The sequence below is a fragment of the Duganella sp. CF402 genome, assembly GCF_900109645.1.
In the GTDB taxonomy this organism is placed as follows: Bacteria; Pseudomonadota; Gammaproteobacteria; order Burkholderiales; family Burkholderiaceae_D; genus Rugamonas.
This window is the reverse complement of record NZ_FOBG01000002.1, coordinates 600030-622441: the sequence shown is the minus strand read 5'-3', so window position 1 is coordinate 622441 and position 22412 is coordinate 600030. Positions and strand designations below refer to the sequence as shown.

The window sequence follows — 22412 nt, the reverse complement described above, 5'->3', positions numbered from 1 at the left end:
CGTGAGTACCGTCATTAATCCATTAAGCGCACAAGACGCAAAAGCATTCGGCAAGGTCGGCGTGCTGTTTGGCGGCCGCTCCGCTGAGCGTGAAGTGTCGAACATGTCTGGCGCCGGCGTGCTGGCCGCGCTGCAAAGCAAAGGCATCGACGCCCACGCTTTCGATCCGGGCCAACGCTCGCTGGCCGAACTGGCCGCAGAAAAATTCGACCGCGTGTTCATCGCGCTGCACGGCCGCTTCGGCGAAGACGGCAGCCTGCAAGGCGCGCTGGAACTGCTGGGCATTCCTTACACCGGCAGCGGTGTGACCGCCAGCTCGGTGGGCATGGACAAAATCACCACCAAGATCGTGTGGCTGCACCACGGCCTGCCGACCCCGCGCTACGCGGTACTGAACGCGCAGTCGGACCTCGGTGCTGTCGCTGCGGATCTCGGCCTGCCGCTGATCGTAAAACCGCCGCATGAAGGTTCGACCATCGGCATTACCAAAGTGAGCGAAGCCGCCGCATTCAAAGCCGCTTACGACACCGCAGCCGCGCTGGACGACTCGGTGCTGGCCGAGGAATTTGTCACCGGCCGCGAATTCACGGTCGCCATCCTGGGCAGCGGCGCCACTGCACGCGCGCTGCCTATCGTGGAGATCGTGGCGCCGGAAGGCAATTACGACTATCAGAACAAGTACTTCACCGACGACACCAAGTATTTCTGCCCGGCCGCGTTGCCTGACGCGCTGGCGGCGGAGATGCAGCGCATCGCCGTGGAAGCCTACCGCGCACTCGGTTGCGAGGGCTGGGGACGCGTCGACGTGCTGCTGCGCGAACGCGATCAAAAGCCATTCCTGCTGGAAGTGAACACCTCGCCAGGCATGACCAGCCACTCGCTGGTGCCGATGGCGGCGCGCGCGGAAGGCATCAGCTATGAAGACCTGTGCGTGGAAATCCTGCGCACTGCGCGCGTGAAGATGAAGGGATAAGCAGTAGATGTGGCATGACGTGAAGGCTTTGAATGCAACCGCCAGTGGCTTGTTTGCACTGACCGTGTTGACATGCATCGCGTCCGGCGTGTGGTGGGTGTCGCAGCGTCCGATGTTCAACCTGCGCACGATTCGTATTGAAACGATTAGCAGTACCGAAGATCTGAAGCATGTGAATCACCTGACGCTGCGGAACAATGCGTTGGGACGTATCAAAGGCAACTTCTTCACCACCAACCTGGATGCAGTGCGCCAGGCGTTCGAGTCGGTGCCCTGGGTACGCCGCGCAACCGTGCGGCGCGAATGGCCGGACCAGCTGATCGTGGCGCTGGAAGAGCATGAAGCGCTGGGCACGTGGGGCGAGGACGGACGGCTGTTGTCGACCAAGGGCGATGTCTTTACCGCCAACCTGGCCGAAGCGGAAGAGGATCATGCGCTGCCGGAGTTCGAAGGACCGGACGGCAGCGAGAAGGAAGTGTTGTCGCGTTATGGTGAGCTGCGCACGTGGTTTGCGCCGCTCAAGCTGGTGCCTGAAGCACTGTCGCTGTCCAGCCGTTATGCGTGGACGGTGAAGCTGAATAATGGAACGAGCGTGGCGCTGGGACGGGAACAGACCAGCACCACGTTGAAGGAGCGAGTGGACCGCCTGATCGGAATTTATCCGCAACTGGTGGAACACCTGCCGAATATAGACACGATAGACATGCGGTACCAGAACGGTTTGGCGCTGAGCGCGCAGGGATTGAAGATTCCGGCGGAAGGCGCGAAACCAAAAACGTTAGTTAAGAAAAAACCGTAAGCAGGCAAACAGAAATGACTAAAGACGCGAAAAACCTGATCGTCGGCCTCGATATCGGCACCTCCAAGGTGGTGGCTGTGGTGGCCGAGGTGATGGGCGATGGACGCCACGAAGTGATTGGCCTGGGCCAGCACGAGTCCAAAGGCCTGAAGAAGGGCGTGGTGGTCAACATCGAAGCGACCGTGGAATCGATCCAGCGCGCGCTGGAAGAAGCGGAGCTGATGGCAGACTGCAAGATCCGCAATGTCTATGCCGGCATCGCGGGCAGCCATATCCGCAGCTTCAATTCGAGCGGCATGGTGGCGATCAAAGACAAGGAAGTGACGGCGACCGACGTGGCGCGCGTCATTGAAACGGCAAAGGCGGTTAACATCCCGACCGATCAACAGCTGCTGCACACGGTGCCGCAGGAGTTCATCGTCGACAGCCAGGAAGATGTGCGCGAGCCGATTGGCATGAGCGGCATCCGCCTTGAGGTGAAAGTGCACATCGTGACCGGCGCGGTGTCGGCGGTGCAGAACATCGTCAAGTGCGTGCGCCGTTGCGGTCTTGAAGTGTCGGATCTGATCCTGCAGCCGATGGCGTCCGCCGATGCGGTGCTGACCGGCGACGAGAAAGAACTGGGCGTCGTGCTGATCGATATCGGCGGCGGCACCACCGACGTGGCGGTGTTCTCCGACGGCGCGATCCGTCACACCGCAGTGATCCCGATCGCCGGCGACCAGATCACCAACGACATCGCGATGGCGCTGCGCACCCCGACCACGGAAGCGGAAGAGATCAAGATCCGCTACGGCGTGGCCAAGCAGGTGCTGGCCGATCCGGGCGAATCGCTGGAAGTGCCGGGCCTGGGCGACCGTGGTCCGCGCAACCTGTCGCGCCAGGCGCTGGCTGCCGTGATCGAACCGCGCGTGGAAGAGCTGTTCGCGATGGTGCACCAGGTGGTGCGCGAGTCGGGTTACGAAGGCGTGCTGTCGTCGGGCATCGTGCTCACCGGCGGCACCGCGATCATGCCGGGCATGGTCGAAATGGCGGAAGACATATTCCTCAAGCCGGCGCGCCTGGGCACGCCGGACTACCGTGGCCAGCTGGCCGACGTGGTGCGCAGCCCGCGCTACGCGACCGTGCTTGGCCTGCTGTTGGAAGCGAAAAAGCAGTACCTGCGTGGCCACATCGTCACGCGGCAGGATGGATCGGTGAAGGCAGTTTGGCAGCGCATGAAGGAATGGTTCCTCGGGAATTTCTGAGGCCGATACGAATCTAGTACGAAACAACTAAATTTTTTATATTAAACCGCAGTTTTCAATCCCCAGTTCTCCTACAATTATGAGGACTGGCGCTTGAAAACCGCATTCTGATAGGGAGTACATCATGGAGTTCGATATGGTCGATAACGCAGCTTTGGGTACCGTCATCAAGGTCGTTGGCGTCGGCGGTGCGGGTGGCAATGCGGTGCAGCACATGATCAACAAAGGCATGTCCGGCGTGGAGTTCATCGCTGCGAACACCGACGCGCAAGCGCTGTCGACTTCCAAGGCCGATAACGTGATCCAGATCGGCGACACCGGCCTGGGCGCCGGCATGAAGCCGGACGTCGGCCGCAAGCTGGCGGAAGAATCGCGCCAGCGCATCGAAGACTCGCTGCGCGGCGCGCACATGGTCTTCATCGCTGCCGGCATGGGCGGCGGCACCGGCACCGGCGCAGCACCGATCGTCGCCGAAGTGGCGAAGTCGCTGGGCGCGCTGACCGTGGCGGTGGTATCGAAGCCGTTCTCGCACGAAGGCCAGAAGTGCATGGACATCGCTGACGAAGGTCTTGAGCAGCTGTCGGCCAACGTCGACTCGCTGATCGTGATCCTGAACGAAAAGCTGGAAGAGATCTACGAAGACGAATCGCTGATCGAATGGCTGCAACACGCTGACGATGTGCTGAACAACGCCGTTGCCGGTATCGCCGAGATCATCAACGTACCGGGCCACATCAACGTCGACTTCAACGACGTGAAGACCATCATGGGCGAGCAGGGCAAGGCCATGATGGGCACCGCCACCGCTTCCGGCGTGGACCGCGCACGTATCGCCGCCGAACAAGCCGTGGCTTCGCCGCTGCTGGACGGCGTCGACCTGTCGGGCGCACGCGGCGTGCTGGTGAACGTCACCGCATCGCGTGGCCTGAAAGGTAAAGAGATCAAGGAAGTCATGGCCGCCGTGCGCGCGTTTGCGGCACCGGATGCGTCGATCGCACAAGGTATCGCTTACGACGACGACATGGGCGACAACATCCGCGTCACCGTGGTGGCCACCGGCCTGGGTAAAGCCAAGAAGCACGTGCAACTGGTTCCGCAGCAGATGCTGCGCACCGGCACCCACAACAGCCCGATGATGCCATCGGCTGCAATGGGCGGCGCGGCTGCTGCGCAAGGCCTGTCGATGGGCGCGGCTGGCGGCATGGGCGGCGGTGCTGCGCCAGCGTTCGACGGCATGAAGGCGCCAGCGGTATGGCGTCGCGAGTCGGCCTCGGAGCAAGTGCGCGCGATGGAGAAGAACGGCATGGAAACCTACGACATTCCAGCGTTCCTGCGCAAACAAGCCGATTAAGGCATACTTCGGGTTCTATCCGAGGGAAGAGCCGCACCTCAGGTGCGGCTTTTTTATATTTATAAAAGGAGTTTATCCATGACCATCAAAATTGGTGACAAGCTGCCAGAAGGCGCGCTGTCCGAATTCATCGAAACCGAAACCGAAGGCTGCTCGCTGGGCCCGAACACGTTCAACGTACAGGATCTGGTCAAGGGCAAGAAGATCGCCATCTTCGGCCTGCCTGGCGCCTACACCCCAACCTGCTCGGCACAGCACGTGCCAGGCTACGTCAAGCTGGCAGCCGAGCTGAAAGCCAAGGGCGTGGATGAAATCTGGTGCATCTCGGTCAACGACGCGTTCGTGATGGGTGCGTGGGGCCGTGACCAGAAAGCCACCGGCACCGTGCGCATGATGGCTGACGGTAACGCCGCCTACTCGAAAGCGCTGGGCCTGGACGCCGACTTCAGCAAGTTCGGCATGGGCACCCGCTCGCAGCGCTACTCGCTGCTGGCAGTGGACGGCGTAGTCACCCAGCTGAACATCGAACAAGGCGGCAAGTTCGAAGTCTCCAACGCTGAAACCCTGCTGGGCCAGCTGTAATCGCTGATGAGCGAATGATGAAACGGCGCCGCGGCGCCGTTTTTGTTTGGCGCAAGGCTTGTTATCCTTGGGCGCGGAACAGGGTGGAGTCGATGGTGAACGAGTCATCGGCTTGCACGGCGAAGTAGTCGCGCGTTTCTTCCGGGGCGGTGCGGAGCAGGCTGCGGATCGCGGTCACGCGTTCGGCTGGCGTGCGCATGCGCGCGGTCCAGTCGTCGAATTTCATTTCCAGTTTCCAGTCCTCCACGCGCTCGGCTTTGAAGCCGGCGTCGCCCAGCATGTGCAGCCATTCCGACGGGCGATAGTCGCGCACGTGCGAGCCGTCGCGCAATAACTCCACCGCTTGCAAGGTGGTGTCGTGCAGCGGCGCTTCCGGCGCGGTAATGTCGATGATGACCAGCATGCCGCGCGGCTTCAACACGCGTTTCACTTCGCGCAGCGCAGCCGGCACGTCCTGCCAGTGGTGCGCCGAGAAGCGCGTGATCACCATACAGAACGACGAGTCGATGAAGGGCAGGCTGGAGACATTGCCCTGCTGGGTGCTGACGTTCTGCAAGCCGCGTTCCTGTGCCGCGCCGGCCACCACGGACAGCATTTCTGGCGACAGGTCGAACGCCGTTACCGACGCCGCCACCGGCGCTACCGCGAAGCTGGCGTGGCCGGCGCCGCAGCCAAGATCCAGCACCACCGGCCGCTTCGGTACCGCTGCGGCGATCTCGCGCAGCTGGGCAAGGTCGGCGCCTTGCGAGTGGACGGTGCTGGTGAGGTAGGCGCTGGCGGTATTGCCGAACTGCTGGGCGACGACGGCTGGCTGTTGCATGATCTTTCTCCTCAAAATAAGTAAGTCAGTGCAGAATAGAGGGACCGCTATCCTGTAACAAGACAAGGACTTATCCTGGTATGACGACTACCACGCTCGGCGAATTCATCCGTACCCACCGCGAACGCACCACGCCGCAGAGCGTCGGCATGCCATCGGCCGGACGCCGCCGCACGCCCGGCCTGCGACGCGAAGAACTGGCGCAGCTGTGCGACGTCAGTCCCACCTGGCTGACCTGGCTGGAGCAGGGCAGGGAAGTGGCCGCGTCCGGCAAGCTGCTGGCGCGCATGGCCGAAGTACTGCATCTCACCGCCGCCGAGCGCAGCTACCTGTTCAGTCTGGCAGAACGGCTGGACCCGCAGCACGAGGAGGACGCGCACGATGCCGACGAGTCCCTGCAAACCATCGTGGGCGCCATCGACGGCCCGGCCTACATGCTGGACCGTCAGTGGGATGCGGTGGCCTGGAACGAACACGCGCTGGCTCTGTTCGGCGGCTGGCTCGACGTGGAAGAGACTGCGCCGGCCAAGCCCAACCTGCTGCGCTTCATGTTCCGCAGCCCCGCCGCGCGTGGCCTGATCGTTGACTGGGAGGACCGCGCGCGCCGCCTCGTGGCCGAATTCCGTGCCGACATCGGCAAGCACGCCGCCCAGCAACCGCTGGCCGCACTGATCGACGAGCTATCCGGGCAAAGCCCCGAGTTCCACCAACTCTGGAACTCGCAAGACGTGGTCAGCCGCGAAGGCGGCCTGCGCCGCTTCCACCATCCGCGTGCCGGCGAACTCAGCTTCAACCAGGTCACTCTCCACCTCGCCCAGCGCCACGACCTCAAGCTGGTGATGCTGCTGCCCACTTGACAGCAAGCCCCTCAATAATTAATATCCGACCGGTTGGAAATAAATTATTGAGAGGGCGGCATGGGACGTAAGCGGGTGATTGAGCAGGAACAGATACTGGATGCGGCGGAGCAGGTGGTGGCGCGCGATGGCGCGGCGCGCCTGACGCTGGAGGCGGTGGCGGAAGTGGCCGGCATCAGCAAGGCCAGCGTGCTGTACGACTTTAAATCCAAGCAGGCGCTGATCGCTGCCGTGGTTGAACGTGCCGTGCGCAACGATAACGCCTTCAATGACAGCGTCACCGCCAGTCTCGGCGAGACGCCGAGCGCCGCCATTCGCGGCCGCATCGCCGCCGCCGCCCAGCCCTTGCCGGAAGCGTTTCGCGGCGTTGCGCTGAATCTGTGCGCGGCGCTGGCGCAGGACCTGGAGCTGCGCAAGGCCATCCAGTCCAATCAAGCCGCCATCGTTGACAAGATCGCCACCACCTCGGCCAACCCGCGCGGCGCTTTGCTGGCTTACTTCGCGCTGGAAGGCGTGAAGCTGCTTGAAGCGCTCGATTACTACCACCTGCCCGCCGACCAGCGCGCGCGCGTGATGGCCGACATCAACGCACTGGTAGACGCCAAATGAGCCGCATCTTCATCACCGGCGGCAGCGGCTACGTGGGCCGCAACCTGATTCGCCATTTCATCGCGCGCGGCGACAGCGTGATCGCGCTGACCCGCAGCGCGCAAGCCGCCGCCACCGTGCAAGCACTGGGCGCAACGGCGCAGCAAGGCGACCTGCTGCTGTCGACGCTGGGTACGGCCATGCAAGGCTGCGACATCTTGATCCACGCCGCCGCCGACACCAACCACGGCTGGGGCACGGCCGCGCAGCAGCAGACCAACCTCGATGGCACGCGCCACGTGTTCGCCTGTGCGCGCAATGCCGGCATTCGGAAAGTCATCCATATCAGCACTGAGTCGGTGCTGCTTGATGGTCAGCCGCTGGTCAACGCCAACGAGGAGCGTGAATTTCCGCCGCAGCCGGTGGGCGCGTACTCGCGCACCAAGGGCGAGGCCGAGCGCATCGCGCTATCGTTCGCTGGTGAGCAGATGGAAGTAGTGGTGCTGCGCCCGCGCTTTGTCTGGGGCCGCGACGACACCACCGCGCTGCCGCAACTGGTCGCTGCCGCGCGCGACGGCAAGCTGGCATGGATCGACGGCGGCGGCTATCACACCTCCACCACTCACATCGCCAACCTGTGCGAGGGGGTGGACAAGGCACTGCAGCACGGCCGCAGCGGCCAGGTCTACTTCATTACCGACGGCGAGCCGGTGGTGTTCCGCGATTTCATCTCGCAGCTGCTGGCCACGCAGGGCATTGCAGCGCCGACCAAGCATGTGCCGCGCGCGCTGTTGCGCCGGATTGCCGCCATCGGCGACGTGCTGGCAAAGCTCAGTCGCGGCCGCATCAAGCCACCGATCTCGCGGCAGGAATATGCCACGATGGCGGTCGAGGTCACGCTCGATATCAGCAAGGCCCGCAAGGAGCTCGGCTACGCGCCGGTGATGAGCACCCGCGCCGGCATGGACGAGCTGCGCGCGGCGTGAGATTGCTATAATGGCAGGGATGGCGACACGCGCGCCATGCTGGCTCCCAACGTCGCCATGATGACGTTCTTACGTCAAGGAGCTTCCCCTGTCCAGCCGTAACGAAAACCTGCACAGCATCTACGCGATGCTGATCGCCGTCGCCATGTTCTCCTTCATGGATACCACCATGAAGCTGTTGTCCGCCCACTATCCCGCCACGCAGGTGACTGCCATGCGCGCGCTCAGTTCGCTGCCGCTGCTGTGCGGCTACATGCTGTATCGCGGCGCGTTCAAGGGCATCTTCAAGGTGCGCTGGCCGATGCATTTGTTCCGCAGTGTGCTGGGCGTCGGCATGCTGACCATGTTTGCTTTCGGGCTCAGCATGCTGTCGCTGGCCGAGGCCTATTCGATCTTCTTTATTGCGCCGGCGCTGATTACGGCGCTGTCGGTGTTCGTGCTGAAGGAGAAGGTCGGCAAAGGCCAGTGGGTCGCCATCGTGGTGGGCCTGGTCGGCGTGATTGTGGTGCTGCGTCCCGAAGGTACGGGCTTCCTGTCGATTGGCGGGCTGGCGATTCTGGCCTCGGCCGCTTGCTATGCCACCACCGCCATCGTCAGCCGCGTGCTGGCGCGTACCGATTCCAACGAATCGATGATGTTCTGGTATCTGATCCTGATGTCGGCGGGCGGCCTGAGCATGTCGGTCCAGCACTGGGTGCCGGTGCGCGCCGAGGATGGCTGGGTGCTGCTGGCGCTGGCCTTGAGCGGTTTCTTCGGCCAGCTCGCGATCACCCGCGCTTTCAGTTCCGGCAAGGCCTCGGTGGTGGCGCCGTTCGAGTACACGGCGCTGGCCTGGGGCGTGGCGATCGACTGGCTGTTATGGCAAGTGCTGCCGGATGGCTACACGCTGCTCGGGGCCAGCATCATCATCGGCAGCGGCATTTATCTGGTGCGGCGCGAGGCGGTGCATGCCGAGGCCGAGCATCCGTAATCACGCTATAATCGGCGGATGTTAAAACAACGCACTATCAAAGAATTGGTCCGCACCACCGGTGTCGGCCTGCACTCCGGCACCAAGGTCGAACTGACCTTGCGCCCGGCCGCGCCGGATACCGGCATCGTGTTCCGCCGCGTCGATTTGCAACCGATGGTGGAGTTCCCTTCCAGCGCGATGGCCGTGGGCGATACCCGCATGGCCTCGGTGCTGGTCAAGGAGGGCGCCCGCGTGTCGACCGTCGAGCACCTGATGTCGGCCTGCGCCGGCCTCGGGATTGACAATCTGTACATCGAAGTCAGTGCCGAAGAAATCCCGATCATGGATGGCTCGGCCTCGTCCTTCGTGTTCCTGCTGCAGCAGGCCGGCGTGCTGGAGCAACCGGCGGCCAAGAAGTTCATCCGCGTGCTGAAGCCGGTCGAAATCCGCGAAGGCACTGGCGACAAGGAAAAATGGGCGCGCCTGCTGCCACACGACGGCTTCAAGCTCGACTTCTTCATCGAATTCAACCACCCGGCGGTGGACGGCACGCAGCAGCGCGCCCATGTCGATTTCGGCGACGTCTCCTATGTGCACGACGTGGCGCGCGCCCGTACCTTCGGCTTCATGCAGGACGTCGAAATGTTGCGCGGCATCGGCCTGGCCCGTGGCGGTTCGCTGGAAAACGCCATTGTGATGGACGAGTACCGCATCCTCAACTCGGACGGCCTGCGCTATGAAGATGAGTTCGTGCGCCACAAGATCCTGGACGCCATCGGCGACCTGTACCTGGTCGGCCACCCGCTGCTGGCCAGCTACGAGGCGCACAAGTCCGGCCACGCGCTGAACAACCAGCTGCTGCTGGAACTGCTCAAGCACCCGGATGCCTACGAAATCGTGACGTTCGACAGCAACGACGCCGCGCCGCAATCCTATGTGCGCCAGATGGCGCGTGAGTGGGCGCTAACTTAAATTAGCCGCCGCCAGCACGGCGGCGCGCCACCATCGCCTTCAAGGCGTCGATCAGCGCGCTGTTCTGCGCGCTGTCTTCCAATTCCGCACTGAGCTGGTCAAACGCCTCCACGGCGGCCGGCGGCAATTCCAGCGCCCGCATCTTTTCCTTGATCTCGGCCGGCTTGGTCATCTGCACCTTGAGCTTGACCCCGTGCACCTGCCAGCCGCGCTGCGCCAGCGTTTCTTGCAACTTCGGCAATTGCTGCTTGAGCTTGGCCGCCAGCGCCGTGGTCGGCAGCGACAGCACCAGCTGGCCATCCTCGAAGGCCAGGATCTCGCAGTGCTTGAACATGGCCGGCAGGCACTGGGCACAGTCTTTTTGCAGGCGCGCCATGCGCTCGACGGCCGGCAGCAGGGCGGCCATGCGGTCGTTGCGACGCAGGAAATCGGTGGCGCCCACCGCCGTCGGGCGTTTGAGCGAGATATTGGAGGAGTTGAAGCGCATGCGGCGAACCTTATCACAGGCCCCCAAAATCGTCACCACCGGTTAAAATCGGTTGATTTTGTGACATTGTGGTAGCCTCGGCTATTGTTATACAGGGCAATAACCCAATGTAGCTTCGGACGCGTGATAAAATCACCGTCTTTTGTCGTAGTCGAACCTTTAACCGGCCTTATTAAGCATGTCCTTTCTGACCAAGATTTTCGGCAGCCGCAACCAGCGCCTGCTCAAGCAATACCAAAAAACGGTACGCGAGATCAATGCGCTCGAACCGGCGATGGAAGCACTGTCGGACGCTGAATTGCAAGCCAAGACGCCGGCCTTCAAGGAACGCATCGCCAACGGCGAGACCTTGGACCAGATCCTGCCGGAAGCCTTTGCCGTCTGCCGCGAAGCGTCCAAGCGCGTGATGAAGATGCGCCATTTCGACGTGCAGATGATCGGCGGTATGGTATTGCACTACGGCAAAATCGCTGAAATGGGCACTGGTGAAGGTAAAACCCTGACGGCAACCCTGCCGGCCTACCTGAACGCACTGTCGGGCAAGGGCGTGCACATCGTCACCGTCAATGATTACCTGGCGCAGCGCGATGCGGAAACGATGGCCAAGCTGTACAGCTGGCTCGGCCTGACCACCGGTATCAACCTGTCGCAGATGGCCCACGCCGACAAGCAGAAAGCCTACGGCTCGGACATCACCTACGGCACCAACAACGAATTCGGCTTCGACTACCTGCGCGACAACATGGTGTTCGATGCCAAGGACCGCGTGCAGCGCGTGCTGAACTTCGGCATCGTCGATGAAGTTGACTCGATCCTGATCGACGAAGCCCGTACCCCCCTGATCATCTCCGGCCAGGCCGAGAATCACACCGACCTGTACTACAAGATCAATGAAGTGCCGCGCCTGCTGACCTTGCAGGTTGGCGAAGAAACGCCAGACGGCAAAGGCAAGGTTGAAGTCCCTGGCGATTACACCAAGGACGAGAAAGCCCACCAGGTCCTGCTGACCGAAGCCGGCCACGAAAAAGCCGAAGCCATCCTGACCAAGATGGGCCTGCTGCCGGAAGGCGCCTCGCTGTACGATTCGGCGAATATCACGCTGGTGCACCATCTGTACGCGGCGCTGCGCGCGCACGCGCTGTACTTCAAGGATCAGCACTACGTGGTGCAGAACAATGAAGTGGTGATCGTCGACGAATTCACCGGCCGTCTGATGACGGGCCGCCGCTGGTCGGACGGCCTGCACCAGGCCGTCGAAGCGAAGGAGGGCGTGAAGATCCAGAACGAGAACCAGACCCTGGCCTCGATCACCTTCCAGAACTACTTCCGCATGTATGCCAAGCTGTCCGGCATGACCGGTACGGCCGATACCGAAGCGTATGAATTCCAGGAAATCTACGGTCTGGAGACCGTGGTGATCCCGCCGAACCGGCCGTCGCAGCGTAAAGACCGCCAGGATCAGGTCTACAAATCGGCGCAGGAAAAATACAACGCCATGATGCTGGAAATCCGCGAGTGCTACGACCGCGGCCAACCGGTGCTGGTCGGTACCACCTCGATTGAAAACTCGGAACTGCTGTCGGGCATCCTGACCAAGGCCGGCCTGCCGCACAACGTGCTGAACGCGAAACAGCACGCCCGCGAAGCGGAGATCATCGCCCAGGCGGGTTCGCCGAAAGCCATCACCATCGCCACCAACATGGCCGGTCGCGGTACCGACATCGTGTTGGGCGGTAACGTGGAAAAACAAATCCAGTTCATCGAAGCCAATCCGGACCTGAGCGACGCCGACAAGGCGGCCCAGGCGCAGGCACTGCGCGACGGCTGGCAAGCGCTGCACGAGCAAGTGGTGGCTGCGGGCGGCCTGCACATCGTCGGCACCGAGCGTCACGAATCGCGCCGCGTGGACAACCAGCTGCGTGGCCGTGCCGCACGCCAGGGTGACCCGGGCATGTCGCGCTTCTTCCTGTCGCTGGACGATCCCTTGCTGCGCATCTTCGCCGGCGACCGCGTGCGCGCCGTGATGGACCGCCTGAAAATGCCGGAAGGCGAACCAATCGAAGCGGGCATCGTTTCGCGCTCGATCGAATCGGCGCAGCGCAAGGTTGAGGCACGCAACTTCGATATCCGTAAGCAGCTGCTGGAATACGACGACGTCTCCAACGACCAGCGTAAAGTCATCTACCAACAGCGTAACGAGCTGCTGGAAGCGACCGATATCTCGGAACTGATCCAGTCGCTGCGCCACGGCGCCTTCACCGACCTGGTGCGCGAATACGTGCCGGAAGAATCGGTGGAAGAACAGTGGAACATCAAGGGTCTGGAAGCGGTGCTGGCAGCTGATTGGCAAATCGACGTGCCGCTGCGCGCCATGCTGGAAAAAGATTCGAACCTGAACGACGAAGACATCCTGAACGCCGTGCTGGCTGCGGCCGATGCGCTGTACCAGTCGAAAGTGGACATCGTCGGCAAAGAATCGTTCGGCGGCTTCGAGCGCAACGTCATGCTGCAATCGGTGGACTCGCACTGGCGCGAACACCTGGCGGCGCTGGACCACCTGCGCCAGGGTATTCACCTGCGCGGCTATGCGCAGAAGAATCCTAAGCAGGAATACAAGCGCGAAGCGTTCGAACTGTTTGGCCAGATGCTGGACATGATCAAGAACGAAGTCGTCAAGCTGATCATGACCGTGCGCATCCAGTCGCGTGAAGAGATCGACGCGGCGGAAGCGGCGATGCAGCAGTCGCACCTGGAAAACGTCAGCTACCAGCACGCGGACTTCAACCCGAACGCCGCGCCGGAAGACCTGCTGGCGCCGCCGCAGTTCACCGGCCTGCCGCCGGAACTGCAAGGCCTGAGCGGCGAACAGCTGATGGAGCTGGGCCTGAAAGTCGGCCGCAACGATCCATGCCCATGCGGCAGCGGCAAGAAATACAAGGCTTGCCACGGCAAGCTGGCCTAAAATAGGTCAAAGATAAAACGGAGCCTTCGGGCTCCGTTTTTTTTGCGCCGTTCAGCCGCGCCGGGCGCTGCCCATCGAGGCGGCGATGATCAGTGCTATCGCCAACCATTGCAGCACGCTCAGGTGTTCGTCCAGCAGTGCCAGCGCCAGCAGGGCGGCAACGGCCGGCTCCAGGCTGATCATGATGCCGAACGATTGCGGCGACAGGCGTTTGAGCGCCACCATCTCCAGCGAAATAGGAATGGCGCTGGACAGCAGGGCGACGCCGATGCCAACCGCCAGCACGTAGGGCGACAGCAGCGCGCTTCCCGCATTTGCAACCCCGACCGGCACCACCAGCATGGCCGCCACCATCAAACCCAGCGGCACCGACAGCCCCGTGGGCAGGTGGCCGGTGCGCTTGCCGAAGATGATGTAGGTCCCCCAGCAAACAGCCGCCACCGCAGCATACGCCAGGCCGGTCGGGTCGAGTGCGCCGGCGCCCGGCGCCAGCGGCAGGATCAAACCCAGGCCCGACGCAGCCAACGTCACCCACAGGAAGTCAATCGCACGGCGCGACGACAGCAGCGCCACGGTCAGCGGCCCGGCAAATTCAATCGCCACTGCGAGCCCGAATGGAATCGTACGCAAGGCCATGTAGAAGCAAAGATTCATTGCGCCCAGCGCCAGTCCGTACAAGGCTACAGTCCGTGCGTCGGCGCGTGTCAGCCGGTGGCGCCACGGGCGGCAGAACAGCAGCAATAGCAGAGCGGAAAAGCCGACCCGCACCGCCGTGGTCCCCTCCGCGCCCACTAGCGGAAACAGGGTGTGCTTCGCCCACGAGGTGCCGATGCCCAGAAAGGTTACCGCGCCCAGAATGGCAAGGAAGGGAATGAAAGCGCTGCGGGTGGTGGTCATGATGAAATGCCGGTTGAATTCAAAGTGATGAGAGTTTATTGTTTGCGTGCGATTATTTGGACTCGATTTTGCCCCTGCTCACGCAACTTTCACTCACCATGAATCTCGATAACTTTGACCTGGCGATCCTGGATATGCTCCAGCGCGACAACACCACCTCACAGCGCGAGATCGCGCGGCGCGTCAATCTGTCGGCGCCGGCGGTGCAGCGTCGCATCCAGCGCTTGCGCGAGAGCGGCGTGATACGTGGCGAGATGGCAGTACTGGATGCCAGCATGCTGGGCCGCCCGCTAACCCTGACAGTGGAAGTGCATCTGCACGAAGACCACCCGGACCGCAGCATCGGCCTGCGCGAACGCATCAAGGCCGAGCCGGCGGTGCAGCAGTGCTACATGATCACCGGCGAAGCGGACTTCCTGCTGATCATCACCGCCGCCACGATGGCCGACTACGAAGCGCTGACGACACGCTTGTTCGGCGACGATCCCAATGTGCGCCGCTACCGTACTTCCGTTGCACTGGGCTGCGTGAAGGTCGGTCTGCATGTGCCACTAGGTCTGTCCTGACCGATATCCGTTGCGGTATCAATCCAGCTAAAAAAGTTATTGGTTTCCATGTAACTTCGGGAGTAATGTTAGCGCAAACAATTTTAAGATCGCTAACATGGAGACTAACATGGCGAAGAAGAATACCCGGCGCGGCGCATGGTTGCTGGCCACGCTGATGCCGCTGCTGGCGCACGCTGACCCGCGCATCGAAGCCGATGCGCGCGCCCGCAAGCTCGTCACGCAAATGACGATGGACGAGAAGATCGACCAGTTGCTGAACGTGGCGCCAGCCATTCCGCGCCTGTCCATTCCCGCTTACAACTGGTGGACTGAATCGTTGCACGGCGCGCTTGGCCCACTGCCGACCACCAATTTCCCCGAGCCGATCGGGCTGGCCGCCAGCTTTGATGCGCCGCTGGTGCGGCAGGTGGCGTCGGCCATCAGCGTTGAGGTGCGCGCGCTGCATACGCTGGGACGCGAGACCGGCCACCTTGGCCGCATCGGCACCGGCCTCAATACTTGGTCGCCCAACATCAACATCTTTCGCGATCCACGCTGGGGACGTGGGCAGGAAACCTATGGCGAAGATCCCAAGCTGACGGCGGCGCTGGGTGTGGCTTTCATCGAGGGCATGCAGGGCGCCAATCCCGATCTGCCGGACGTGATCGCCACGCCCAAGCATTTCGCCGTGCACAGCGGACCGGAGTCGACGCGCCACCATGCCGACGTTACGGTGTCGGCGCACGATCTCGAGGACACTTATCTGCCAGCCTTCCGTGCGGCCATTGTCGACGCCAAGGCCGGCTCCATCATGTGCGCCTACAACCGCATCAACGGCCAGCCGGCTTGCGGCAGTGATCTGCTGATGAAGCAGCATTTGCGCGATGCGTGGGGCTTCAAGGGCTACGTGGTATCGGACTGCGACGCCGTCACCGATATCTCGGAGCAGCACAAGTACGCCACCGATCCCGCCGCCGCCGTGGCGGTCGCGCTCAAGGCTGGCACTGACAACGAGTGCAACACCAAGACGCTGGGCGACACGTCCAACCTCAGCGCGCGCTACCGCGAAGCATGGCAGCGCGGCTTGATCAGCATGGCCGATATCGACCAGGCGCTGGTGCGGCTGTTCTCGGCGCGCTACCGCAACGGCGACCTGGCCGGGCTGGCGCAGCGCGAGGGCAGCAAGCCGGTGCCGGTCAGCGCCATCGGCACCGCCGCGCACCAGCAGCTGGCGCTGGAGTCGGCCACCAAGAGCCTGGTGCTGTTGAAGAACGACGGCGTGCTGCCGCTCAAGCCGGGCCTGAAGCTGGCCGTGATCGGTCCGCTCGGCGATGCCACCCGCGTGCTGCGCGGGAACTACTCATCGACGCAATCGGCGCCGCCGGTGTCGGTGGTGGAGGGCTTGCGCCGCGTGCTGCCGAAGGCGCAGATCAAGCTGGTGCCGGCCGGTGCTTCAATTACGGATGGCGACCCGGTGCCAACTTCGGCCCTGCGCACGCCGGACGACAAGCCGGGCCTGCGCGCCGAATACTTCAACCGCAAGGACGGCCAGTACGACAAGGCGCCAGCCGCTACCCGCGTCGAACCGGGGCTGGAGTCGCACGCGCTGGAAATGAAGGCGGTGGCAGATGCGCACAAGGTGCAGTGGAGCGGCTATCTGGTGGCGCCGGAGAGCGGCACTTATCGCCTCGGCGTCAGCGGGGTGAAGGGCGCGTTGACGGTGGGCGGCAAGCCGGCGGTCGAGGCCACGGCATACTCGCAGTGGGCAGAACCGCTGCAACTGCATGAGGTGAAGCTGGTGAAGGGCCAGCGCTATCCGCTGAACTTCTACGCCGAGACCGGCGGCAGTGGCGTGCCCGGCCTGTTCTGGAAACGGATTTCCGACAACGCCGAGGCCGACCTGAAAGCCGGCACCGCCGATGCCGACGTGATCGTCGCCGTGGTCGGCCTGACCTCCGATCTCGAAGGCGAGGAAATGGCGATCAAGACCGAAGGCTTCGCGGGCGGCGACAAGACCTCGCTCGACCTGCCGGCCGACCAGCGTCGCCTGCTGGAACAAGCCAAGGCACTGGGCAAGCCGCTGGTGGTGGTGCTGATGAACGGCAGCGCGCTCGACCTGTCGTGGGCCAGGGACAACGCCTCCGCCATTCTGGAAGCCTGGTATCCGGGCCAGTCCGGCGGCCTGGCCGTGGCCAACGTGCTGACCGGCCGCGCCGATCCGGGCGGCCGTCTGCCGCTGACCTTCTACCGCAACCTCGACGACCTGCCGCCGTTCGACAACTACGCCATGCAGGGCCGCACCTATCGCTACTACGCCGGCACGCCGGTGTACGCGTTCGGCGCGGGCCTCAGCTACACCAGCTTCAGCTACCAGCCATTGCAGATCATGCCGGTAGATGGGGCGGCCGAGAACGGTGTCATCGTCACCACCGAGATCCGCAACACCGGCAAGCGCGAAGGCGACGAGGTGGCGCAGCTGTATCTGACGCCGCCAGCCTTCGAAGGCGCACCCAAGCTGGCGCTGCGCGGCTTCCAGCGTGTATCGCTGAAGCCGGGCGAACGCCGCACGATCAGCTTCCGCCTGTCGCCGCGCGACCTGAGCTTCGTCACGCGAGATGGTGCGCGGCAGTTGATGCCGGGCCAGTACAAGCTGAGCGTCGGCTCCGGCCAGCCGGCGGCCGGCGTGGCGGGGCAGGAGAGTTCACTGGTGTTAAGCCGTACCGTAGTACTCGATAAATAAAAGGAGACAGACGATGATCAAGAAACTAGCCGTAGTGCTGGCGCTGGCCGGCACGCTGGCCGCACCCGCCAGGGCGCTCGACGACACCATGACGCCGATCGCCATCCCGGCGCAACCGAACGCCATCACGCTGAACACCGGTCCGCTGCCGGACGCCAAGGCGACGGAAAGCTGGCACAGCCAGTACGGCAGCGTGTTCGCCCGCAACGTCACGGTGGCCACGCTGACGCCGTTCCTGCCGGAGGCATCCAAGGCTACCGGCGCAGCGGTGATCGTGGCGCCGGGCGGAGGTTTCCGCACGCTGTCGATGAACAATGAAGGCTGGGATGTGGCGACCGCGCTGGCCAAGCAGGGCGTGGCGGCCTTCGTGCTGAAATACCGGCTGGTACAAACGCCGGCCGACATGGAAGGCTTCAACCGTGAGATGACCAAACTGTTCTCGGGCGGTGCGCGCGTGGCCAACACGCCGCCCAAGGAAGAGCCGTCGGTGACCTTCGCGCCGCAGATCGCCGACGCCCGCGCCGCCTTTGCGCTGGTGCGCTCGCGCGCCAGGGAATGGCATGTGGATCCGGACCGTGTCGGCATGATCGGCTTCTCCGCCGGCGCCATGCTGACGATGGCGACCACGCTGTACGGGCAGGATGCCAAGCCGGCCTTCATTGCCAATATCTACGGCCCGCTGTCGACCATGACGCCGCCGGCCGATGCGCCGCCGCTGTTCGTGGCGCTGGCGGCCGACGATCCCTTCTTCGGCAGCAGCGGCTATGGCTTGATCGACAGCTGGCGCGCGGCCAAGCGACCGGTGGAATTCCACCTGTTCGAGCAGGGCGGCCACGGCTTCGGCATGTATCCGAAGACCACCACCAGCACCGGCTGGTTCGACGCCTACTCGCGCTGGCTGGCCATGCACGGCTACCTGGCGCGTAAAAACTAACTGCGCTGCGGGACGGTGCGCGGCAGCAGCATGCGCACCGCCGTCCCCACGCCGGGTGCGGAATCGATGGTGATGCGCCCGCCCAGTATGCCGGTCACGATGTTGTAGACGATGTTCATGCCCAGCCCGGTGCCGCCCTGGCCCATCTTGGTGGTGTAGAACGGGTCGAACACGCGCTTCAGGACCTCGTCGTTCATGCCGCAGCCGTCGTCGGTGAAGAGCAGCTCGATGATGTCGTCATCCACCGCCTCGGCGCGTATGGTGATGCTGCCGCCGTGACGCTGTTCAAATGCATGGTTGATGGCGTTGTTGATCAGGTTGTTCAGGATCTGGTACAGCCCACCCGGGTAGGAGTCCAACACCATCCCTTCGGGAATCTGCAGCACCACGTCGCACTGCACCCGGCGCAGGCGAGGCAGGTAGGTGGCGATGGTGTCCTGCACCGCCGACAGCAAGTCGAACGCGCGCCGCTGGTCGTTGGTCTGGTCGACCGCAATCTGCTTGAACGAGGAAATCAGTTCGGCCGCCTTGTGCAGCGAGCCGGAAATCAGCTCGCTGGCCATGCGTACTTCTTCCAGGTGCGCGGTCAGTTCGGAGCGGCGCAGGGACCCGGCGGCGACGTGGGTTTCAAATTCATGCACGCGGTCGCGCAGCGCGGTCGAGGCCAGCAGGCTGTTGCCGATCGGCGTGTTCAACTCGTGCGCGATACCGGCCACCAGCGATCCCAGCGACGCCATCTTTTCCGCCGCCAGCAGTTCATCCTGCGTATGCTGCAGCGTCGCCAGCGCCGCACTGAGGTCGGCGTTGGCGCGTTCCAGCGCGGCCGAGCGTTCGCGCACGCGCGTCTCCAGCGAGAAGTTGAGGTCTTTCAGTTCGCGCTTGGCGTTCAGTTCCTCGGTCAGGTCCAGCAAGGCCCAGATGATGGCCGGGTTGCCGTCCAGCGTCAGCGAGGAGGACCAGATCGCCACGCTGCCGACACTGCCATCCGGCAGCAGCACGCCGGCAATCGCACCTTGCACCGCGCCTTCGTCGCGGTACATTTGCCAGATGCGTTCGCGTTCGAGCGGGCTGGCCCAGAACGGCACCTCGTCGCTGCGCTTGCCGACCAGCTGGGCGCCGCCGGGGCCGAAAGTCTGCACCAGCGCGCGGTTGGCCGCCATGATGCGGCCGTCGCGGTCGGACACGGTCAGCGGCAGCGGCGCCATGTCAAACAGGGTCTTGAAGCGCGCCTCCGATTCCGACAGGCGCCGCTGCGATTGCTCCAGCTGGGCTATGCGGTCGCGCAGCGTGGCGCTCATGGTGTTGAGCGCGCGCGCGAACACGGCGATTTCATCGTCGCCTTGCACCGCCAGCGCCTTGCCGTAGTCGCCGTGCGCGATTTGTTGCGCATCGCCGGTCAGCGCTTCCAGCCGCCGGCCTATGCCTTGGGTGAAGATGTAGAACATGAACATGCCGGCCGCAAAGCCGATCAGCGAAATCAGCACGCCCTGCAGCATCACTTCGTCGCGCGCCTGCTTCAGGTCCTTGGTGGTGAGGCCGAAGTTGATGCTGCCGATACGGTTATCGTCCAGCAGCAGCGGCGAGCGCGCGTGCAGCGTGGCGCCGTCGATGATGGTGCGCACGCCCTTGAAGCTGGTGCCGCCGCCTTGCCTCAACAGCGCCGGCAATGGCATGTCGCGCTTGCCCACGGCAATGATGGGGCGCTCGTGTTCATCGAGGATGGTGAGGTAGCGCAGGAAGCTGTCGTCCGGATCGGACAGCATTTCGGCGAAGTAGTTGTTGAGCTCCGGCAGACGGCCGGCCACCGCGTAAGAGCTGAGGGAGAGGTTGAGTGTGACCGCGTATTCCTGTGCCACCCGCTCGGCGTTGGTGTTGACCGCGTGGTTCATCAGGCGCAGGCTGTTCCAGATCAGGACGCCGACCACCAGTGCCTGGATCACGGCACTCAGCATCAGGAACCGCGCGCGTAGCGAAAGACTCAAAACGTTCACTCCTAGTCAGGTGGCACCAGGAGCGAACGCGGACGCCCTGGAATTAAGGCAAGGTCAGGATCACTTTTACAGTATCGTCAACTGCCGATTTATCAATATACCCGATTGCCTTCGGATCGGCAGCAACTGCTTTTTTCACCTCGGCGCTGTTCGGATATTCCTTCGGCGGCGTGGCCTTGCCGGTGAACACCAGCTTGGACCACAGGGCCTTCACCTGGGCCGCGTCCTTGTCCGCGACCTTGTGATAGAACTCGTTGCGGATGGCCGAACCGTCGGCCTGGTCGACCGGCGTGAACAGGTTCGATTTGCCAAGGAAGAATTGCGAGGCCTGTTCCGAGAACATGCGGGTGGCCGGGTTCTGCTTGCTGACGATGACCACGATTTCGGCGGCCGATGCCGGCACGGCTGCTGCGGCGAACGCCGACAACAGGAGAGCGCTTGCGATTTTTTTCATTGTTCTAGTCTCCCGATCAGAATACGAAGTCCAGGCCGGCCGCTACCACGGTCACGTCCTTGCTATAGCCGGCAGCCGGCACATTGATCAGCTGGCCCGACTTGGCGCCCGGCTTGACACGGTCCACCTGCACTTTCAGCGCCAGTTGCTTGGCGAAGTCCCAGCGTACGCCGATGATGTCCGAGGTTTGCTCGGCCGACGCCAGCAGGTTGGCGACGCCGGCGTTCAGGGCCGGCACCTTGGCCAGCGCGGCTGGCACGGTGACCGAGCTGCCGGCGCCCTTGGCCGAAGCGTGGGCATAGTACGGCAGCACTTTGCCGAAGCGGTAGCCGATCATGGCGTACCAGGCGTTGGTGTCCGGCAGGTACACGGCTTCCTTGGCGCGGCGCTGGGCGTATTCGGCCTGGCCGACCACGTTGTTCCAGTCCATCGTGCCGCCGATCGAGGTGAAGGCGATCTTCTTGCCGGTCTTGAAGGTGATGTCCGAAGCCAGCTGGGTGAAGCCGACCGCGCCCAGGGTGGTGGTCAGGGCGTTGATCGGCTGGATGTCGTTGATCTGCATGTCGGCGCGCGCGTGGGCGAAGCGCAGCATGAACGGACCGTATTCGCCGGCCACGCTGAAACCGGCGGCTGGCGCGCGGTAGGTGGCGGTCGAACCGGCGCCCGAGGAGACGAACAGCTTGCCGCGGCTGACGCCGGCGAAGGCCTGGGCCGTGAAGTTCAGGTCGCCGAAGGCGTGCTGGTAGTTGATGTCGGCGCCGTCCGAGTTTTCGATCGGGGCCTGGCCGTACATCTCGATCGGCGGACGCATCATGGTGTTGGCGTAGCCGACGTTCTGGTAGTCGGAGATCAGGAAGGTCGGCACCACCACGCGGCCGATGCGCACCGAGACTTCATCGTTGATGCGGGCTTTCAGGAAGGCCCAGGTCAGGTCGGTGGTGAAGGTGTGTTCGGTGGCCTTGCGGGTCAGCACCTGCGCGGTGCCGGACAGCCAGTCGTTGATCTTGTAGGTGGCTTGCAGGCCGAGGTTGGTGTCGAGGCCGAGGCGGGCGCTGTCGCCGACGCCGTCGGCTTGGTTGTAACGCGCGAACTTGACGTCGTCGGTGTTGCTCTGGGCGACGCCGACGGTGCCGAAACCGCTGATGCTCAGGTTGCCATCGTCGAGGGCGCCGGCCTGGGCCTGGGCCGTGGCGGCCAGTACTGCTACTGCTAACAGGTGCTTTTTCATGTATTGAGTCCGTTGGAGGTTATTGTTGGTATGACGGTTGTGCC

The 22412-nt window shown here is 63.3% G+C and carries 20 protein-coding genes; 14 read left to right on the top strand and 6 right to left on the bottom strand.

Annotated elements, in window-relative coordinates; genetic code table 11:
* The first annotated feature begins 1 nt into the window (after window position 1).
* The 5 genes from BMZ70_RS20790 (at window position 2) to BMZ70_RS20770 (ending at window position 4952) form a co-directional block, all read left to right on the top strand.
* Window positions 2-973, top strand: coding sequence for a D-alanine--D-alanine ligase (locus BMZ70_RS20790; protein ID WP_373922533.1), 972 nt, complete (start codon window positions 2-4; stop codon window positions 971-973).
* 7 nt (window positions 974-980) lie between these two features.
* Entirely contained in the window at window positions 981-1772 is a 792-nt protein-coding gene (locus tag BMZ70_RS20785) for a cell division protein FtsQ/DivIB (protein ID WP_092278994.1), read from the top strand.
* Window positions 1773-1786: 14 nt separating this feature from the next.
* The gene (gene ftsA, locus BMZ70_RS20780) at window positions 1787-3019 is read left to right on the top strand and encodes a cell division protein FtsA (RefSeq protein WP_092278992.1); all 1233 of its coding nucleotides are present in this window, start codon (window positions 1787-1789) and stop codon (window positions 3017-3019) included.
* A gap of 124 nt (window positions 3020-3143) precedes the next feature.
* Complete coding sequence (gene ftsZ, locus BMZ70_RS20775) at window positions 3144-4370, top strand: cell division protein FtsZ (RefSeq protein ID WP_092278990.1); 1227 nt, start codon at window positions 3144-3146, stop codon at window positions 4368-4370.
* 78 nt (window positions 4371-4448) lie between these two features.
* Window positions 4449-4952, top strand: a complete 504-nt coding sequence (locus BMZ70_RS20770) for a peroxiredoxin (protein ID WP_092278988.1) — start codon at window positions 4449-4451, stop codon at window positions 4950-4952.
* A 61-nt stretch (window positions 4953-5013) separates the two neighbouring features.
* On the opposite strand, the gene BMZ70_RS20765 is transcribed toward BMZ70_RS20770, so the two are convergent.
* Window positions 5014-5772, bottom strand: a complete 759-nt coding sequence (locus tag BMZ70_RS20765; protein WP_092278986.1) for a class I SAM-dependent methyltransferase — start codon at window positions 5770-5772, stop codon at window positions 5014-5016.
* A gap of 80 nt (window positions 5773-5852) precedes the next feature.
* Here BMZ70_RS20765 and BMZ70_RS20760 point away from each other — a divergent pair, with 80 nt between their 5' ends.
* The 5 genes from BMZ70_RS20760 (at window position 5853) to lpxC (ending at window position 10127) form a co-directional block, all read left to right on the top strand.
* Entirely contained in the window at window positions 5853-6629 is a 777-nt protein-coding gene (locus BMZ70_RS20760) for a helix-turn-helix transcriptional regulator (RefSeq protein ID WP_092278984.1), read from the top strand.
* A 60-nt stretch (window positions 6630-6689) separates the two neighbouring features.
* The gene (locus BMZ70_RS20755) at window positions 6690-7238 is read left to right on the top strand and encodes a TetR/AcrR family transcriptional regulator (RefSeq protein WP_092278982.1); all 549 of its coding nucleotides are present in this window, start codon (window positions 6690-6692) and stop codon (window positions 7236-7238) included.
* Entirely contained in the window at window positions 7235-8203 is a 969-nt protein-coding gene (locus tag BMZ70_RS20750; protein ID WP_092278980.1) for an NAD-dependent epimerase/dehydratase family protein, read from the top strand. Before BMZ70_RS20755 ends, BMZ70_RS20750 begins: the two co-directional genes overlap by 4 nt.
* Before the next feature lie 127 nt (window positions 8204-8330).
* Entirely contained in the window at window positions 8331-9173 is an 843-nt protein-coding gene (locus tag BMZ70_RS20745; protein ID WP_092278978.1) for a DMT family transporter, read from the top strand.
* Window positions 9174-9191: 18 nt separating this feature from the next.
* Complete coding sequence (gene lpxC / locus BMZ70_RS20740; protein WP_092278976.1) at window positions 9192-10127, top strand: UDP-3-O-acyl-N-acetylglucosamine deacetylase; 936 nt, start codon at window positions 9192-9194, stop codon at window positions 10125-10127.
* A 1-nt stretch (window position 10128) separates the two neighbouring features.
* Here the strand turns inward: lpxC and BMZ70_RS20735 are convergent, their stop codons facing one another.
* On the bottom strand, window positions 10129-10614 hold the full coding sequence (locus BMZ70_RS20735; RefSeq protein WP_092278974.1) for a DciA family protein: 486 nt from the start codon (window positions 10612-10614) through the stop codon (window positions 10129-10131).
* 178 nt (window positions 10615-10792) lie between these two features.
* Here BMZ70_RS20735 and secA point away from each other — a divergent pair, with 178 nt between their 5' ends.
* A complete protein-coding gene (gene secA / locus BMZ70_RS20730; RefSeq protein WP_092278972.1) occupies window positions 10793-13576 on the top strand; it encodes a preprotein translocase subunit SecA in 2784 nt (927 codons plus the stop codon).
* A 51-nt stretch (window positions 13577-13627) separates the two neighbouring features.
* Here secA and BMZ70_RS20725 read toward each other — a convergent pair whose 3' ends face one another.
* On the bottom strand, window positions 13628-14473 hold the full coding sequence (locus BMZ70_RS20725) for an EamA family transporter (protein WP_092278970.1): 846 nt from the start codon (window positions 14471-14473) through the stop codon (window positions 13628-13630).
* A gap of 98 nt (window positions 14474-14571) precedes the next feature.
* On the opposite strand from BMZ70_RS20725, the gene BMZ70_RS20720 reads away from it, so the two are divergent.
* From BMZ70_RS20720 to BMZ70_RS20710, 3 genes are all read left to right on the top strand, one after another.
* Complete coding sequence (locus tag BMZ70_RS20720; RefSeq protein ID WP_092278968.1) at window positions 14572-15039, top strand: Lrp/AsnC family transcriptional regulator; 468 nt, start codon at window positions 14572-14574, stop codon at window positions 15037-15039.
* Window positions 15040-15148: 109 nt separating this feature from the next.
* Complete coding sequence (locus BMZ70_RS20715; RefSeq protein ID WP_207231580.1) at window positions 15149-17761, top strand: glycoside hydrolase family 3 N-terminal domain-containing protein; 2613 nt, start codon at window positions 15149-15151, stop codon at window positions 17759-17761.
* A 13-nt stretch (window positions 17762-17774) separates the two neighbouring features.
* Window positions 17775-18695 carry an alpha/beta hydrolase gene (locus BMZ70_RS20710; protein WP_092278964.1) on the top strand — a complete coding sequence of 307 codons (921 nt, stop codon included), beginning with the start codon at window positions 17775-17777 and terminating at the stop codon, window positions 18693-18695.
* Here the strand turns inward: BMZ70_RS20710 and BMZ70_RS20705 are convergent.
* Genes BMZ70_RS20705 through BMZ70_RS20695 form a run of 3 tightly spaced genes read right to left on the bottom strand, consistent with a single transcriptional unit; the run spans window position 18692 to window position 22368 of the window.
* A complete protein-coding gene (locus tag BMZ70_RS20705) occupies window positions 18692-20677 on the bottom strand; it encodes an ATP-binding protein (protein ID WP_092278962.1) in 1986 nt (661 codons plus the stop codon). The two genes, BMZ70_RS20710 and BMZ70_RS20705, sit on opposite strands and share 4 nt — an antisense overlap.
* Before the next feature lie 52 nt (window positions 20678-20729).
* Window positions 20730-21140 (bottom strand): type 2 periplasmic-binding domain-containing protein, encoded by a 411-nt coding sequence (locus BMZ70_RS20700; RefSeq protein ID WP_092278960.1) that lies wholly within the window; start codon window positions 21138-21140, stop codon window positions 20730-20732.
* 16 nt (window positions 21141-21156) lie between these two features.
* Window positions 21157-22368, bottom strand: coding sequence for a porin (locus BMZ70_RS20695; protein WP_092278958.1), 1212 nt, complete (start codon window positions 22366-22368; stop codon window positions 21157-21159).
* Window positions 22369-22412: the final 44 nt, after the last annotated feature.

Excerpts from the sequence above, each read along its gene's own strand:
- BMZ70_RS20785 (WP_092278994.1), top strand. The coding sequence starts at position 981 with ATGTGGCATGACGTGAAGGCTTTGAATGCAACCGCCAGTGGCTTGTTT.
- ftsA (WP_092278992.1), top strand. The coding sequence starts at position 1,787 with ATGACTAAAGACGCGAAAAACCTGATCGTCGGCCTCGATATCGGCACC.
- ftsZ (WP_092278990.1), top strand. The coding sequence starts at position 3,144 with ATGGAGTTCGATATGGTCGATAACGCAGCTTTGGGTACCGTCATCAAG.
- BMZ70_RS20770 (WP_092278988.1), top strand. The coding sequence starts at position 4,449 with ATGACCATCAAAATTGGTGACAAGCTGCCAGAAGGCGCGCTGTCCGAA.
- BMZ70_RS20765 (WP_092278986.1), bottom strand. The coding sequence starts at position 5,772 with ATGCAACAGCCAGCCGTCGTCGCCCAGCAGTTCGGCAATACCGCCAGC.
- BMZ70_RS20760 (WP_092278984.1), top strand. The coding sequence starts at position 5,853 with ATGACGACTACCACGCTCGGCGAATTCATCCGTACCCACCGCGAACGC.
- BMZ70_RS20755 (WP_092278982.1), top strand. The coding sequence starts at position 6,690 with ATGGGACGTAAGCGGGTGATTGAGCAGGAACAGATACTGGATGCGGCG.
- BMZ70_RS20750 (WP_092278980.1), top strand. The coding sequence starts at position 7,235 with ATGAGCCGCATCTTCATCACCGGCGGCAGCGGCTACGTGGGCCGCAAC.
- BMZ70_RS20745 (WP_092278978.1), top strand. The coding sequence starts at position 8,331 with ATGCTGATCGCCGTCGCCATGTTCTCCTTCATGGATACCACCATGAAG.
- lpxC (WP_092278976.1), top strand. The coding sequence starts at position 9,192 with ATGTTAAAACAACGCACTATCAAAGAATTGGTCCGCACCACCGGTGTC.
- BMZ70_RS20735 (WP_092278974.1), bottom strand. The coding sequence starts at position 10,614 with ATGCGCTTCAACTCCTCCAATATCTCGCTCAAACGCCCGACGGCGGTG.
- secA (WP_092278972.1), top strand. The coding sequence starts at position 10,793 with ATGTCCTTTCTGACCAAGATTTTCGGCAGCCGCAACCAGCGCCTGCTC.
- BMZ70_RS20725 (WP_092278970.1), bottom strand. The coding sequence starts at position 14,473 with ATGACCACCACCCGCAGCGCTTTCATTCCCTTCCTTGCCATTCTGGGC.
- BMZ70_RS20720 (WP_092278968.1), top strand. The coding sequence starts at position 14,572 with ATGAATCTCGATAACTTTGACCTGGCGATCCTGGATATGCTCCAGCGC.
- BMZ70_RS20715 (WP_207231580.1), top strand. The coding sequence starts at position 15,149 with ATGGCGAAGAAGAATACCCGGCGCGGCGCATGGTTGCTGGCCACGCTG.
- BMZ70_RS20710 (WP_092278964.1), top strand. The coding sequence starts at position 17,775 with ATGATCAAGAAACTAGCCGTAGTGCTGGCGCTGGCCGGCACGCTGGCC.
- BMZ70_RS20700 (WP_092278960.1), bottom strand. The coding sequence starts at position 21,140 with ATGAAAAAAATCGCAAGCGCTCTCCTGTTGTCGGCGTTCGCCGCAGCA.
- BMZ70_RS20695 (WP_092278958.1), bottom strand. The coding sequence starts at position 22,368 with ATGAAAAAGCACCTGTTAGCAGTAGCAGTACTGGCCGCCACGGCCCAG.